At 34.5% G+C, this 15021-nt stretch carries 13 protein-coding genes; 7 read left to right on the top strand and 6 right to left on the bottom strand.

Features of this window, described 5'->3' with window-relative positions:
* Positions 1–114 precede the first annotated feature (114 nt).
* The gene (locus tag KIK00_RS19660; protein ID WP_255813975.1) at positions 115–912 is read right to left on the bottom strand and encodes a hypothetical protein; all 798 of its coding nucleotides are present in this window, start codon (positions 910–912) and stop codon (positions 115–117) included.
* A gap of 204 nt (positions 913–1116) precedes the next feature.
* On the opposite strand from KIK00_RS19660, the gene glgP reads away from it, so the two are divergent.
* Positions 1117–2781 carry an alpha-glucan family phosphorylase gene (gene glgP / locus KIK00_RS19655; RefSeq protein WP_255813974.1) on the top strand — a complete coding sequence of 555 codons (1665 nt, stop codon included), beginning with the start codon at positions 1117–1119 and terminating at the stop codon, positions 2779–2781.
* A gap of 70 nt (positions 2782–2851) precedes the next feature.
* On the opposite strand, the gene KIK00_RS19650 is transcribed toward glgP, so the two are convergent.
* A complete protein-coding gene (locus tag KIK00_RS19650; RefSeq protein WP_255813973.1) occupies positions 2852–3040 on the bottom strand; it encodes a DUF6496 domain-containing protein in 189 nt (62 codons plus the stop codon).
* A gap of 11 nt (positions 3041–3051) precedes the next feature.
* Positions 3052–3525 carry a hypothetical protein gene (locus tag KIK00_RS19645; protein ID WP_255813972.1) on the bottom strand — a complete coding sequence of 158 codons (474 nt, stop codon included), beginning with the start codon at positions 3523–3525 and terminating at the stop codon, positions 3052–3054.
* A gap of 126 nt (positions 3526–3651) precedes the next feature.
* Here KIK00_RS19645 and KIK00_RS19640 point away from each other — a divergent pair, with 126 nt between their 5' ends.
* Positions 3652–3873, top strand: a complete 222-nt coding sequence (locus KIK00_RS19640; RefSeq protein ID WP_255813971.1) for a hypothetical protein — start codon at positions 3652–3654, stop codon at positions 3871–3873.
* Positions 3874–3967: 94 nt separating this feature from the next.
* Entirely contained in the window at positions 3968–6097 is a 2130-nt protein-coding gene (locus KIK00_RS19635; RefSeq protein ID WP_255813970.1) for a S9 family peptidase, read from the top strand.
* Positions 6098–6163: 66 nt separating this feature from the next.
* Here the strand turns inward: KIK00_RS19635 and KIK00_RS19630 are convergent, their stop codons facing one another.
* From KIK00_RS19630 to KIK00_RS19620, 3 genes are all read right to left on the bottom strand, one after another.
* The gene (locus KIK00_RS19630) at positions 6164–6976 is read right to left on the bottom strand and encodes a GLPGLI family protein (protein WP_255813969.1); all 813 of its coding nucleotides are present in this window, start codon (positions 6974–6976) and stop codon (positions 6164–6166) included.
* 8 nt (positions 6977–6984) lie between these two features.
* Positions 6985–8547 (bottom strand): vitamin K epoxide reductase family protein, encoded by a 1563-nt coding sequence (locus KIK00_RS19625; RefSeq protein ID WP_255813968.1) that lies wholly within the window; start codon positions 8545–8547, stop codon positions 6985–6987.
* A gap of 72 nt (positions 8548–8619) precedes the next feature.
* Positions 8620–8820, bottom strand: coding sequence for a TIGR04149 family rSAM-modified RiPP (locus KIK00_RS19620; RefSeq protein WP_255813967.1), 201 nt, complete (start codon positions 8818–8820; stop codon positions 8620–8622).
* Between the two features lie 264 nt (positions 8821–9084).
* Between KIK00_RS19620 and KIK00_RS19615 the strand changes: the two genes are divergently transcribed.
* From KIK00_RS19615 to KIK00_RS19600, 4 genes are all read left to right on the top strand, one after another.
* Positions 9085–10740 carry a peptide MFS transporter gene (locus KIK00_RS19615; protein ID WP_255813965.1) on the top strand — a complete coding sequence of 552 codons (1656 nt, stop codon included), beginning with the start codon at positions 9085–9087 and terminating at the stop codon, positions 10738–10740.
* Between the two features lie 132 nt (positions 10741–10872).
* Complete coding sequence (locus KIK00_RS19610) at positions 10873–12627, top strand: peptide MFS transporter (protein WP_255813964.1); 1755 nt, start codon at positions 10873–10875, stop codon at positions 12625–12627.
* Positions 12628–12902: 275 nt separating this feature from the next.
* Positions 12903–14414 (top strand): peptide MFS transporter, encoded by a 1512-nt coding sequence (locus KIK00_RS19605; RefSeq protein ID WP_255813963.1) that lies wholly within the window; start codon positions 12903–12905, stop codon positions 14412–14414.
* Between the two features lie 41 nt (positions 14415–14455).
* Positions 14456–14989, top strand: a complete 534-nt coding sequence (locus KIK00_RS19600; RefSeq protein WP_255813962.1) for a thioredoxin fold domain-containing protein — start codon at positions 14456–14458, stop codon at positions 14987–14989.
* Positions 14990–15021 lie beyond the last annotated feature (32 nt).

Genomic DNA, 15021 nt, shown 5'->3' with positions numbered 1-15021 from the left:
ATTACAAACAATAAAATCTATATAATTTTAAACTATTTTAAATTAAAACACCAAATAATTTAAAATTATTCATATTATTTCAAAATAAAACAAAGAATAGCCAAACACAATATTTTATTTTATGCTTGTAAGATTACCACACAGATTTTCCAGGTGAAATATTTTATGGAAAGGGCTTTTCACTTCTGTTAAGTGTTCTCTATCCTGAATAAAGGTATATCTTGAAGCAATAGAATTCATATCGGATACAATCACCAGCCAGCATTCATCCACCGAGGTATCGTAGTAAGGAAATTTTTCGTTTTTCTTTTCAATGAGTTCCAGAATCTTTTCCGAGCAGAGTTCATCAAAAAGGTTCATGTTGTATTCGTGGGTGATGAAGACATTTCTTCGGTGAAAAGATTTTCTTATGCTTTTTACACAGCCCACGGCTTTATTTCTTTTGATGCTTTTATAGATATTAATGATATTTTCCTGCTGTACTTCCAGATTATCAAATTTAGTTTCCGGGTGAAATTCTAAAAAATAAACACCACGATATTTCGTAGTGTCTTCCTGTTCTAATAATATTTCTGCCTGACGGAACATCTTGTTCAAAGTACTTTCCACTTTCTTCATTTCCAGATGATTGATTACTTCAGTCAGTTCTATTCCGATTTTTTTGTCGTTTAACTTTGCGATAAAGTCTGGGCTCTCGCAGGTAAGGTTTTCAAATTTCACTTCGGGGAAGTGATGCATAAAAGAATTGAGAAGCAGAATCTCGGATTTTTTTCTGTATTTTTCACGGTCATGAAGCGGAGATTCGTCTATGGTACGGTGATACTTCTCCATGGGCTTTTTTTTCAAATGCCTGTTCAGGTAATATAAACTTAGATTCTTTATCAGATCTTCCTCAGAAAACGTCTTTTTCATGTGTGATTTTTTTATTTAATTAAGAACACATGCGGCCATGGGCTTTCATCGTTAAAAGTTTTTGATAATCAAAATTTTACACACTTAAAGGTAAGTAAAAAAACAATTCAATGCTTAGTTTTAAAATTAATTTATCTATTAATTAATGTAAAGTTTATTTTCATAATTAATACCTTTGTCTTTTTCTAACACAAACGCACATTTATGGATTTTAGGAATTTCAGAATACCCTACAATATCAATCCTCAATATTCCAAAAAAACAGCCTATTTCTCAATGGAGTTTGCTCTTGAGCAAGTACTTAAAATATATTCGGGAGGACTTGGCTTTCTCGCAGGATCTCATATGAGAAGTGCTTATAATCTTAAGCAGGACCTTATAGGAATCGGTATTCTATGGAAATTTGGTTATTATGATCAGGCAAGAAATCATGATCAGACCTTACAGCCTGTATGGACGAGAAAAATGTACAGCTTTCTGGAAGACACCGGAATAAAATTTCAAATTGAAATCCACAGTGCTCCGGTTTGGGTAAAAGTATGGTACCTTGATCCTGAAACTTTCAATACGGCACCTATGTTTTTTCTTTCCACAGATGTTCCGGAAAATGACCACGTTTCCAAAACAATCTGTCACAAATTATATGATGCCAATGAATCTACCAAGCTTGCTCAATATATTTTATTAGGAAAAGGAGGAGCCAAGCTATTGGATGAATTGAATATTGAAAGAGATGTTTACCATCTTAACGAAGCTCACGGACTTCCGGCAGCCTTTTACCTGTTGAAAAAATACAATGGAGACCTCAATAAAGTTAAGGAAAAACTGGTTTTCACCACGCATACACCCGAAGAAGCAGGAAATGAAAAACATAGTTTCAGGCTATGTTATGACATGTCCTATTTCTCCGGCTACAGCATGGAAGAAGTAAAAAAGATTGAAGGTTCCGATGATGACCGTTTCAACCATTCCCTTTGTGCATTAAGGATGGCCAGAATTGCCAATGGAGTTTCTCAGCTTCATGGTGTGGTTTCCAGAGCAATGTGGAATAAATATTCCGGCATCTGTGAAATTACGTCTATCACGAATGCACAGGAATTTAAATATTGGTCTGATAAACCTTTGTACAATGCCAAAGACGAAAATGATGCAACCGTTTTTGACTACCGTAAAAAGTATTTAAAGAAAAAACTGTTCAGTATCGTTGCAGATCAAACGGGAAATTTATTTAACCCTAACATCTTTACCATTGTCTGGGCAAGAAGATTTGCAGGCTACAAAAGAGCGGAACTTCTTTTACACGATAAAGAAAGATTCTACAGGCTTCTGAACAATCCGAAATATCCGGTGCAGATCATTTGGGCAGGAAAACCTTATCCAATGGACTATTCCGCCATTTCTACATTCAATACTTTGGTTGAAGAAAGTAAAAATCATAAAAGTATAGCTGTTCTTACCGGATATGAACTTTCTTTAAGCAAATCTTTAAAACAAGGTTCGGATCTATGGCTTAACAACCCTAGAGTTCCAAGGGAAGCTTCAGGAACTTCCGGTATGACTGCTGCAATGAACGGCTCAGTAAATTTATCCACTGATGATGGCTGGATCCCGGAATTTGCCAAACATAGAGAAAACTCTTTCGTAGTTCCGAAAGCAGATTACCTGAATATGAGCATCTATGAACAGGACAATTATGATTTAAACAAATTATATGAAATTCTTGAAAACGAAATTCTTCCGACCTATTATGATCATCCTGACCAATGGAGAAAAATCCAGCATAATGCAATGAATGATGTAAAAGATCACTTCAACAGCGACAGGATGGCAGATGAATATTATAGAGTACTTTATAATGAAATGAAATAGAGAAAATACGAATTCACAATTTTACATCTCATAAAAAAGCCCGGAAAATTTCCGGGCTTTTCTTTATGGTTTATTTACTTTTCTTCTTTGCAGGCACTTTCAGTCCTTTTTCTTTTGCTTCAGAAATACCGATGGCTACGGCTTGCTTTCTGTCTGTCACTTTCTTTCCGGAAGAAGATTTCAGTTTTCCTTCCTTGAATTCGTGCATAACTTTTCCTACTTTGTCCTGTGCTTTTTCTGAATATTTAGTTTTGCTCATAATCACATTTTTTAAGATTTTGGCAGGGATACCCCTAATTCATAAACGCAGGCATGTTTCAAATACTTTGAACGCTCTCTCGATGTTACCGATTCAAAATGATCATTTTTGATCACAATAATTGGGTCTTCTATATTTTCAATTTCAAAATTGGCAAAATACCGCTCATCCGGACTGGTTTTATCATTGCTTGCTTTAATTTTCTGCAGCTCATCCGCATATTTTCTGAACCCCGGATCTGAAGAATGGATAAATTTATATTCATCACCTGCATACACATGGTAATGAATTTTTTTCTCTATCAAACCCGCTTCATCAGTAATTTCAGGATTATCATTCCCATCTCTAAACACTACTTCCACCAATGTTCCTCCTTTTTTATGAGCGCACTCTTCTGCGTCATTAAAACTGGAAAAACCTGTATAAACAATCTGATCGTTTAATACATAACGGTTCAGTTTCTGGTTATATGCATTCGTTTCCATAATTATCATTTGATTTGATTTATACTTATTATATATTCAATTTTTCTGCCAAATTGCCTTTTTTAAGAAATTTCATCAATGAATATTTTTATTACTTTGGATTCGAAAACTAAAAAACTATTTACCATGAAAAATTTCAAAAAAATATTAAAACTACAATTAAAAGAAGTACACGGAGGTGTTTTACCAGGAATGAAAAGATGTGTAGACGAAGTTACCTGCCAACTCAGAATCTGGTGGATTGGAGGCGGACCAGGTTCTACCTGCACCCATGCATACCCTTTCTGCGCTCCTGAAGAATATTATCCACCAGAAACAGAAGATCTGGGAACAATACATGAAGCTTAATTAAGATACAAAATCAGAATATCAAGTCCTGATTTTGTATTTTATATGGTTATATAAGTAAGAATTATTAAATTTGGAATCATTAAAATTGAAAATGAAAAAACTCCTATTAACTCTTACTGTTGCTGCTGTATTCCAAAATGTATCAGCACAGGAAATTACTTTAGATAAAATATATTCAGGATATTACCGTGGAAAAGGAATCGCAGGAATTACTTCCATGAAAAACGGTGATAACTATCTTGTGATTGAACCATCAGGAATTGCAAAATATTCTTATAAAACTTCACAGAAAGAAGGAAATCTTGTGGACGGAAAGTTTGAAAGCTATATTTTTTCTGATGATGAATCTAAAATCCTTTTACAGGTAGGCAGCCAGCCTATTTACAGACATTCTTTCTTAGGAAAATTTGATGTAAAAGATTTAAAATCCGGAAAAGTAATCAGCCTGAATGAAGGTAAAACAGTTCAGGAGCCAACATTTTCACCTGATGCTACAAAAGTGGCATTTATTTCTGACAACAATTTATTCTATCAGGACCTTACTTCAGGGAAAATCATACAGATCACTACTGACGGTAAAAAGAATTCAATCCTGAATGGTTTGGCAGATTGGGTTTATGAAGAGGAATTCGGACATGCAAGACAGTATGAATGGACCAAGAATTCTGATGCAATCGTATTTGTAAAATCTGACGAAGGACAGGTACCGGAAATCTATATTCCTATCTACGGAAAAAGCTTGTATCCAGCTGAAATGCGTTATAAATACCCAAAAGCTGGCGAGAAAAACTCTGTGGTTTCCGCACAGCTATACCGTCTTGATAACGGAAAAACGATGCAGTTGAACTTAGGTTCTTTCAAAAACTACTATATCCCGAATGTATTTCAGACTGCAAAAGCAGATGAGATTGTTTTAATTACTTCTGAGAGAGTTCAAAATGCTTCAGATATTTTAAAAGTAAACACCAAAACAGGAGCAGTTCAGAAATTATTTACTGAAACTGATGACAAATGGATTGATACGGACAGTCCTACTCTTGAATTCCTTGAAGATGATTCTTTCCTTTGGGCTTCTGAAAGAGATGGAAACCGTCACCTTTACTGGTATGATAAAGATGGTAAGCTTAAAAAGCAGATCACAAAAGGAAACTGGGAGGTAACAGACTATTATGGTTTCAATCCAAAATCGAAAGAAGTTTATGTTCAGACAACAGAGAAAGGAAGTATCAATAAGGTTATTTCCAAAGTAAATATTGAAAACGGAAAATCTCAGCTGATTTCCAATGCAGAAGGAAACAACTCTGCCAATTTCAGCAAGAACTATAATTATTTCATTGAAACCTCTTCTACAGCAGCGAAACCTTACACTTATGTTTTAAAAGACGGGAACGGGAAAGCGGTAAAAGAACTTCAGAACAACAATGATCAGTTACAGAAATTAAAAACGGATAATTTTGTTGAAAAAGAATTCATCACCATTCCTAATGCTGTTGGTGATCAGATGAATGCATGGATCATGAAGCCTAAAAATTTTGATCCGAATAAAAAGTATCCTTTATTTATGTTCCAGTATTCCGGGCCAGGATCTCAGCAGGTTGCCAACTCCTGGGACAACGGAAATGCAATGTGGTTTAATCACCTTGTACAAAAAGGGTATATTGTAGCTTGTGTAGACGGACGTGGAACCGGGTACAAAGGAGCAAAATACAAGAAAGTAACGTATATGAATTTAGGTAAATATGAGATTGAAGATCAGATCACTGCAGCCAAGTGGTTTGGAAACCAATCTTATGTTGATAAAAGCAGAATCGGAATGTTCGGATGGAGTTTCGGTGGTTATATGACCAGCTTAGCAATGACTAAAGGAGCAGATGTTTTCAAAATGGGAATTGCTGTAGCACCGGTAACCAACTGGAGATATTACGACTCTGTATACACAGAAAGATTTATGAGAACTCCTCAGGAAAATCCTGATGGATATGATAAAAACTCTCCTACAGAATATGCAAACCTGTTGAAAGGTAAATTCCTTCTGATTCACGGAACAGCTGATGATAATGTTCACTTCCAGAATTCTATGGAATTCTCCGAAGCTTTGATTCAAAACAAAAAGCAGTTTGATTTCATGGCTTATCCCGATAAAAACCACGGAATTTATGGTGGGCAGACGAGACCTCAGTTATACCAGAAAATGACTGATTTTATTTTGAATAATCTATAATATCAAATTTAGATCTAACAAAATCCCTTTCAGAGGTTCTGAAAGGGATTTTTATTAGCATATTCATCAAGGATATTTTACCGCTTTATCCAGTTCTATAGGATTATTAAAGGCTTTTATTTTTTTTCTTTCATTGGCTTCAGCAGGTTTCAGCTCTTCTTTTGTAAGAATTGTACCGTCATCAAGCAGTAACTTTTTTCCTTCAGGAATCGTCAAAGTTCCATTTAAAACATATTTAAAAGGATTGGAATAAAGATCTAATTTTAATTTATCAAGTTCTTTCTGAGTAATAGGGACTGCTCTGGACATAGAGTTTTTCAATGAAATACGTTGATAACCTTCCGTAATTTTTTCACTTTTGATAACTTTAAAGTAATAATCTTTTTTTGTGTCATAGAGCTCCATGATCAAACCAGGTAAACCATTAAATTTATAGGGTCCGTAAGAAACTGGGATATCTTTGGAAAACCATGCTACCCAGCTTCTTCCACCAAACTCCGTTACAGCTTTTTGAACCTGATAACCTCCAAATATTTTAATACTGTCTGAAATTTTCCAATTTTGCTCTGCTTTTTCGTTAATTTTATAGAAGTTCACATCACCAATGTATTCATAATTTTGATATGAATTATTATTTTTCTTTTTAATGAGAAACGAAGTTAACCTATAATCTTTAAAACCATGAAGATCTAATGAATCATTAATAAAATACAATCTATTATAGTAAGCTATATCCTCTTTTGTGATATCCAAATAATGATTTTCTTTGGTAATATACTTTGAAATTGAATCTTTCTTATATTTTACCTCATAGATGAACCTGTTATTCTGGGAAAACATCATGCATGTTCCCAGTAGTATAAATAGTAAATTTTTCATAATTAATTTTAATTTTCAGATAAAAATTCAGGAATAAAAAACTCCAGATCTGCTCTCTCATACTGAAGCGGATATTCCATATCGTTGATAAAAATATTAGGTGTAAAATGCACACTATTGCTGCTTACCCATTTTTCGTGTCCTTTTAACAATTCAAGCGCATTCTCTGAATTTCCAAAATATTTAGAATATTTTTTATACCATTCATTTTTATTCTTACTATACCCCTGAACGTCATACCAATTACTTAGAGCTTCTAAAAATTCTACTTTATTTTCGCTGTTCATATAAATATTGGTAAGATTTAAGTGAACCGTTCTATTATCCAAATCCTCTCTGCTAAGATCTACATCAAAGTATATATTGATTCTCAGTTCGTCAGAATACTTTTTAACCAGCTTTAGAAAAACAGGATAAAATTCTTTACAATGTTTGCAAAAAGGATTGGTAACAAAGGTCAAAGTTTGATCTGCCTTCTGATTACCAAACACAAAAGCACTTGAAAAATCTTTATCTATCAACCTTTTCTGCAAAGACAGATTATTTTTGAAAAACTGATAATTTCTCCTGAATTTCAAATTCTTTTTAAGGGTATTTTCATCTTTCTGTGCATTCCTATTTTTCATTCTAAGGTTCAGCAGAACGATGAGTGACCCCAAACAACCAATTAAAAATAAGGCCACAGCACTACCTTCAATTTTTTTACTCATAAAGAAAATAAGATTGGCAGTTATCAGCTGAATACATACAGAAACTATGATTACCAGGCAGACAGGACAATATTTTTTAACAATAAATATCTGATAGAATAATGATAAAAAAGCAACTGGTAGGAAGGCAAATAACCCATATCGATAGATATCAAAAAAGAATTCAATATTCTTTATCAGGCTAAATAAAATAAAACACACTATTTGACTGGTAAAAAACAGCAGTGAAACTTCTGACAAATCTATTTTGTTAAAAATCTTCCATTTTTTTGAATTAAAAACCAAATCACAATCGGTATTCAGGTAATTACTTTTACAAACTCCAACCGGTATAAATGTTCCTTTTCCATGAGTTTTTTTATATGCTTCACAGGCAAAAATAAATCCGATGAGACCAGTAGCCACAAAGATCAATTTCAAAACCAGATTAGATGAGTCATATCCGAAAAGAAGCAGAAATAACAGAGCTACAATTCCCCAATTAATATAGGTATACTCAAATTTTGATTTTGTGAGGGGCTGCTCCTCAGAGTGATATACAACCAGTATTATATTCTCCCATTCTGAAAAAAAATCTTCTGTTGGAGAACCATTGACTGTTATTTTGTTATTTTTATTGTTTACAATAGCCAGTTCTCCTTCTACTAAAGCCAAAAAATTCTCAGGTAAAATATCTTTTTCATCATTATCAATTCTGTAACTGTAATTTTCAATATTGAAAAAGTGTAAAGCATCAGAAAATGCCAGAAGACTTGGAAAATCAGGATGCCCTTCCAATTGAAATTCAAACTCATCCTTATCAATACGTATTTTATTATCATCCAGATAATTGATAACAGCAGTATAACTTTTGCGTGTCATTTTAATATATCTTTTTATATTTCAAAAAAATAGCAACAGTTTCCTGTTGTCATTTTAAAAAATTTACACTGATTACCCACAACAAAAAGTACCATTGCAATATGAATCACCATTACCATTATGAGTATTTGCACAAGCGGCGTTTGTACATCCACATCCCATATCTACTGATGAATCGTCTACAGAACTTTCAAATCTTAGACCTCCCTTAATTGTTTTTAGCTCATTTCTGGATAAGCTTCCTTTCAATTTTTTTAAATTGATTTTTTTCATAAAAATGTTTTTTTTATAATGATATGTCACTATTGACATTGGCGAAAATAGAAAACAAATATCACTCAGAAAGGAAATACATATGCATGTTTTATGTTTATTCATTGTATTTTAATTTGTGAAATATGTACAAGTTTTTAAACAGAGAAAACCCTTATGCACATTCATATTTCTTATTTATTTCATTAATCATTCACGCCCGTATTATTTATTTTATCAATTAAAATTAAAAACCTATTTTTGGGAAATTTGAAAATTGAATATATGAAGACTAAACATCCTAAAGGGCTGCCCTTCCTCTTTTTTACAGAGATGTGGGAGCGTTTCGGGTATTACCTGATTCTTGGAATCTTTGTTCTGTATGTTATTGAGCCTACTGGTATGAAAGGCGGACTTGGACTTCCGGATAAAACTGCTGATGATATTTTCGGAACTTATATTGCCTTAACTTATCTGACTCCCTTCATTGGTGGATTCCTGGCAGACAGAGTTTTAGGATATATTAAATCTATTTATCTGGGAGGCTTTTTAATGGCTGCCGGATATATAGGAATGGGAGTGTTTAAAGATTTGCCTCTGTTTTATGCATCATTGGCATTAATTATTATTGGAAATGGTTTCTTTAAACCTACTATCTCAACACTATTAGGAAACCTTTATTCTGAAGAGCCTTATAAAGCTAATAAAGACTCCGGATATAATATTTTCTACATGGGAATCAATATCGGAGCATTTATCTGTAACATTATTGCTGCATTTATGCGTAATAAATTTGGCTGGGGTGAGGCCTTCATCACTGCCGGAGTGGGAATGCTTATTGGTATGGTGATTTTTACCATCGGAAGAAAGCATTATATCCATGCGGCACAGATGAAACCTGTACAGGAAGGAGATACCAAACTTTCGGAAATTATGCTTAAAGTATTTGTTCCTGCCATTATTGCCGGAGCCATAGGCTGGTTTGTTCCTAACAATATTTTTGGAAGTGACAGTACGGATGCCTTTATTTTTGCCTGTATTCCTGTTATTTATTTTTACGCCTCTCTTTACTTTAAAGCTAAACCTGATGAAAAAGCTTCTATCGGAGCATTACTTTCTGTATTCCTGATCAGTATGTTCTTCTGGGCTGTTTTCAAACAGAATGGTACAGCTTTGACAAGATGGGCGAATTATTATACAGACAGAAGTGTTCCTGCTTCTATTGAAAAACCATTGGAAGATATTTATATGGTGGAAGGTAAGAGCTATGAAAACAAAGAAACTCCGGTTTATGACAATCAGTTCAGATCTCAAAAGGATGACAAGGGAGAGACTAAGAAAGAAATGGGGAAAGATGTTTATTTTAAAAACATATCTCCTGAACAGCGTGCTACCCTTGAGAAAACCCCTGAGAATAAAGTATACCTGTACAATACGGAATTATTCCAGTCTATCAATCCATTCTGGGTAATTGCCCTGACTCCAGTGATCGTAGGGTTCTGGGCATTGTTGAGAAGAAAAGGAAAAGAGCCTTTGACGCCTACCAAAATTGTTTTAGGACTATTTATTTCAGGGCTTTCCTGTCTGGTAATGGTTTTAGCAGTGATGGCCGGAGATAACGGAGCTGTAAAAGTATCTCCTCTATGGCTTGTTGCCAGCTATGGAGTAATTACCATCGGGGAATTATGCTTGTCTCCAATGGGACTTTCCTTTGTATCCAAGCTCTCTCCTGCAAGGATTACTGCATTGATGATGGGAGGATTCTTCCTGGCCAACTCTGTGGGAAATAAGCTTTCCGGAATCCTGGCAAGTACGTGGTATAATTACGAAAACAAGACGAATTACTTCCTTGTTAACTTCGGTTTGTTAATATTTGCTACACTTTTAGGTCTTTCTATGTTAAAAAGACTGAACAAAATCATGAAAGAAAAAGGACATTAATCCTTGATATGATAAAGATTAGAAAGCTGCGGAACTATTCCGCAGCTTTTTTATTTAAAAATAAAATTAAAACCTTGCCAAAAACCCAAAATAAACTATATTTGTCAGTCTTAACAAAAATTAACAATAGAAATGGATAATATTGAAGCATTGAGTCCGAAACCGGATGAATTTGTAGAGAATAAGAATTCCAGGCATCCTAAAGGATTATGGGTTCTTTTCGGAACAGAAATGTGGGAGCGTTTCAACTTTTATGGGATGAGAGCACTTTTGACGCTCTTCATGGTAAATTCCTTATTAATAAAAGAAGCTGATGCTGCAATCATCTATGGTGGATTTCTAGCGTTATGTTATTTAACACCTCTTTTAGGAGGATTTATTGCTGATAAGTATATCGGAAACAGATTCGCTATCATCATTGGTGGATCATTAATGGCTATTGGCCAGTTTTTATTATTTATCAGTGCTTCAACTTTCTCAGCAGACATTGGAAGTGCTAAACTGATTATGTGGCTGGCATTATTCGTTATCATTTTTGGTAATGGATTCTTCAAACCGAATATTTCCTCAATGGTGGGAAGTCTTTATCCAAAGCAGGAAAAATCTAAACTGGATTCTGCTTTCACCATTTTCTATATGGGGATCAACATTGGAGCATTCTTGGGTCAGTTTATCTGTCCATACGTAGGAGACGTAAAAGATGCTGCGACCGGAGTAAGAGATATCTTCGCTTTCAAATGGGGGTTCTTAGCAGCTTCTATTGCGATGATAATCGGGACAATAACATTCTTTATCCTTAAAAACAAATATGTAGTAACCCCTGAAGGAAGACCTATCGGAGGATTACCAAAAAACAATACAAGTGCTGACTTCGAAGAAGGAGAAACTCAAACAGCAAAATTCTCAGGGATGTCCTTAGGAATTACTGTAGGTATATTTGTTGCTCTATTCTTTGTATTCAGATATTTACTTGTAGGAGAACTTGGGTTCAATTCAGTGGAAATGGGGCAAATGATTAAAGGAATTATCTACCCATTCATCTATGCAGCAGGTATTTCCCTAGCATTCCTGATTATGTCCTCTGCTGAAAACAAGATTGAGAGACAAAGAATCTGGGTAATTTATATCGTTTCATTCTTTATTATTTTCTTCTGGGCCGCATTTGAACAGGCTGGATCGTCGTTAACATTTATCGCAGATAACCAGACAGACAGAAACATTTTCGGATGGAATATGCCTCCTTCAATGGTTCAGATCTTTAACGGGATTTTCGTAGTTCTATTAGCTGTTCCTTTCAGTTTGTGCTGGGATAAACTAAGAGCAAAAGGAAAAGAACCGGTATCTCCATTCAAACAAGCAATGGGATTGGCATTAATCGCTCTTTCTTATTTCATCATTGCACACAATGTAAAAGATCTTGGAAGCTCAGGATTATTAGCGATTAAATGGTTAATGTTATTATATTTCATCCAGACTTGTGGTGAGCTTTGTCTTTCTCCAATTGGTTTATCATTGGTTGGTAAGCTTGCTCCAAAAAGATTTGCTTCATTACTATACGGTGTTTTCTTCATTTCTAACGCTGCTGGTTATGCATTGGCAGGTTCATTAGGAGCACTTATCCCTGCAACAGGTGATAAATTCAAGAAAGCTGAAGAATTGGGAGTTAATCTACAGGATGTTCTGGATAAAAAAGTAACGCTGACAGCTGATCAGGTAGCTGCTTTTGATAAGGCTCAGCTTCCATTACACAACCCAACTTTTGTAGGATTTGAAATCCACAATCTATTCGAATTCTTCATGGTATTCGTAGTACTTTGTGGTATTGCTTCTGTAATTTTAGGTTTAATTTCACCTATCTTAAAGAAAATGATGCACGGTGTGAACTAATTGTATCAACAAAATATAATAAAACCTCTGCTAAGTCAGAGGTTTTTTTTATTTTCGTATGATGGAAATATGTGAAGCATTTCATCACAAATTGAGTCGGATCCATCACAAAATTTTCCCACTCAAAATGATAAAAACAATTTATTTACCAGCAAATACCTGCTGTACCTCCCCAAAGAAGAAGAATTAAAACAAATTATTGATCAGGACAGAATCTGTTTTGAACTGGATCAGAAAAATAAAAACCCTTAATTAGAACTTAATCATATATCATTATGAGCTTAACTTTAGATGAAATACAAAATTTCAAAGGAAAGTATCCCAGACAAATCTGGAGCCTGTTTTTCTCTGAAATGTGGGAACGCTTTTGTTTCTATGGAATGCGTGGAATGCTGGTTTTCTTTATGATCTCACAGCTTAATTTCCATGAAAAAGAAGCCAACCTTCAATATGGTGCGACCCAGGCCTTCGTATATGCCTTTACTTTTATAGGAGGTCTTTTTGCCGATAAAATTTTAGGATTCAGAAAATCCCTGTTCTGGGGTGGTCTCCTAATGATCGTAGGAAGTTTAATTCTTGCCACAGATCCTCACAAATTCTTTTTCTTAGGAATAGCATTCACAGTAGTAGGTACAGGTTTCTTCAAACCTAATATTTCATCTATGGTGGGACAACTTTATAAACCTAATGATTCAAGGGCTGATGCAGGCTTTTCGCTTTTCTATGCAGGGATTAATCTTGGGGCATTATTAGGAGGTTACTTGTGTATTGCTATTGGTAAAGGAGAATTCCTAAATAATGTTATTGCAGAAGAAATGAGATGGCATATTGCTTTCGGGCTGGCTTCGATAGTAATGGTAATAAGCTTGATTAACTTTGTGTTCACTCAAAGAACATTGGGTACTATTGGTCTACAGCCGGGACATCCTCTAGCAGAAGAAAAAACAGCTCCAATACCAAAATGGAAAGAATATGGAGTATACGTTTTGTCTTTAGTTTTTGTGCCTATCATTATGACCATGGTTGCTAAGACAGAATATACAGATTATTTTATGTGGACTATCGGGCCATTAACTTTAATCTATTTATTCTATGAAATGTCCAAAGTAACAGCTTCAGAACGTAAAAAGCTTTGGGCAGCTCTGGTTTTTATTATTTTCTCCATCATATTCTGGGGAATCTATGAACAAAGTGGAGGTTCTTTAAGTATTTTTGCCGCTAAAAATCTAAACAAAGACCTTTTAGGATTAGACCCAAATGGAGTGAATAACTCAGGGGGAGCTTTCTTCATTATTTTCCTGGCTCCATTGATCGGGCTTCTTTGGATCTGGCTGAACAAAAGAAAAATTGAACCCAACACTATTATTAAATTCGGATTAGGATTTATTTTCTTAGGATTAGGATATTATGTTTTATTTGCTACCCGTCTGTTTGCTGATCTTCAGGGAATCACTTCACTGAACTTCTTTACACTGGCATTGCTAATCATCACTCTTGGAGAATTATGTCTCTCTCCTATTGGATTATCCATCATGACCAAACTTTCTACCAAGAATCTTCAGGGAATGATGATGGGAATGTGGTTCCTTGCTTCGGCCTATGGACAGTATGTTGCAGGGATTATCGGAGCCAGTCTTGCTACTGCAAAAAAAGGTTCTAGCAACTATGATGAATTGATCACTTATACTGATGGATATAAACAATTGGGTTTATATGCGGTAATTGCCGGAGTGGTATTAATTTTGATATCTCCGTACGTGAAAAAATTAATGCAAGATGTAAAATAAAAAATAAGTAATTATGCTTATTTTTACCTAAATATCACAATATGAAGAAAATTTTAAGCATAATACTCTTATTTTTATTAAATTTTAGTTTTGCCCAGGTAAAGTGGATAACCATTGAAGAAGCCTTAAAAGCTCAAAAGGAAAATCCTAAAAAAATACTTATTGATTTTTATGCAGACTGGTGTGGCCCATGCAAAATCATGGACAAAAAAACTTATGGACATCCTGTGATTGCTCAGAATCTGAACGAGAATTATTATTCTGTAAAGTTTAATGCAGAAGAAAAAAAGAGTATGGAAATCTTTGGACGAACATTTTCAAACCCTAATACCGAGCATAGAAAAGGAAAAAATTCACTGCATGAGTTTACACAGTATATGAATGTAGGCGCAGTTCCAAGTACTGTATTTCTGGATGAACATGGAGATCCTATCACCATTCTTCAGGGAGAATTATCGGCCAAAGAACTGGAGCCCTATCTGGAACTGATCTCAAAAGATTTGTTCAAAAAAATTAAAACCAGAGAACAATGGGAAGACTACCAGAAAAAGTTCAAATCTAAAATCAAAGATTAATGTATAGATCCGGATTTTCGGTTTTAATTATA

It is taken from the genome of Chryseobacterium sp. MA9, assembly GCF_024399315.1.
GTDB lineage: Bacteria > Bacteroidota > Bacteroidia > Flavobacteriales > Weeksellaceae > Chryseobacterium.
This window is presented reverse-complemented; position numbering and strand designations above follow the sequence as displayed.

Coding starts and splice junctions, on each gene's coding strand:
- KIK00_RS19605 (WP_255813963.1), top strand. CDS start 12,903: ATGAGCTTAACTTTAGATGAAATACAAAATTTCAAAGGAAAGTATCCC.
- KIK00_RS19640 (WP_255813971.1), top strand. CDS start 3,652: ATGAAAAATTTCAAAAAAATATTAAAACTACAATTAAAAGAAGTACAC.
- KIK00_RS19620 (WP_255813967.1), bottom strand. CDS start 8,820: ATGAAAAAAATCAATTTAAAAAAATTGAAAGGAAGCTTATCCAGAAAT.
- KIK00_RS19635 (WP_255813970.1), top strand. CDS start 3,968: ATGAAAAAACTCCTATTAACTCTTACTGTTGCTGCTGTATTCCAAAAT.
- KIK00_RS19625 (WP_255813968.1), bottom strand. CDS start 8,547: ATGACACGCAAAAGTTATACTGCTGTTATCAATTATCTGGATGATAAT.
- KIK00_RS19650 (WP_255813973.1), bottom strand. CDS start 3,040: ATGAGCAAAACTAAATATTCAGAAAAAGCACAGGACAAAGTAGGAAAA.
- KIK00_RS19600 (WP_255813962.1), top strand. CDS start 14,456: ATGAAGAAAATTTTAAGCATAATACTCTTATTTTTATTAAATTTTAGT.
- KIK00_RS19615 (WP_255813965.1), top strand. CDS start 9,085: ATGAAGACTAAACATCCTAAAGGGCTGCCCTTCCTCTTTTTTACAGAG.
- KIK00_RS19630 (WP_255813969.1), bottom strand. CDS start 6,976: ATGAAAAATTTACTATTTATACTACTGGGAACATGCATGATGTTTTCC.
- KIK00_RS19660 (WP_255813975.1), bottom strand. CDS start 912: ATGAAAAAGACGTTTTCTGAGGAAGATCTGATAAAGAATCTAAGTTTA.
- glgP (WP_255813974.1), top strand. CDS start 1,117: ATGGATTTTAGGAATTTCAGAATACCCTACAATATCAATCCTCAATAT.
- KIK00_RS19645 (WP_255813972.1), bottom strand. CDS start 3,525: ATGGAAACGAATGCATATAACCAGAAACTGAACCGTTATGTATTAAAC.
- KIK00_RS19610 (WP_255813964.1), top strand. CDS start 10,873: ATGGATAATATTGAAGCATTGAGTCCGAAACCGGATGAATTTGTAGAG.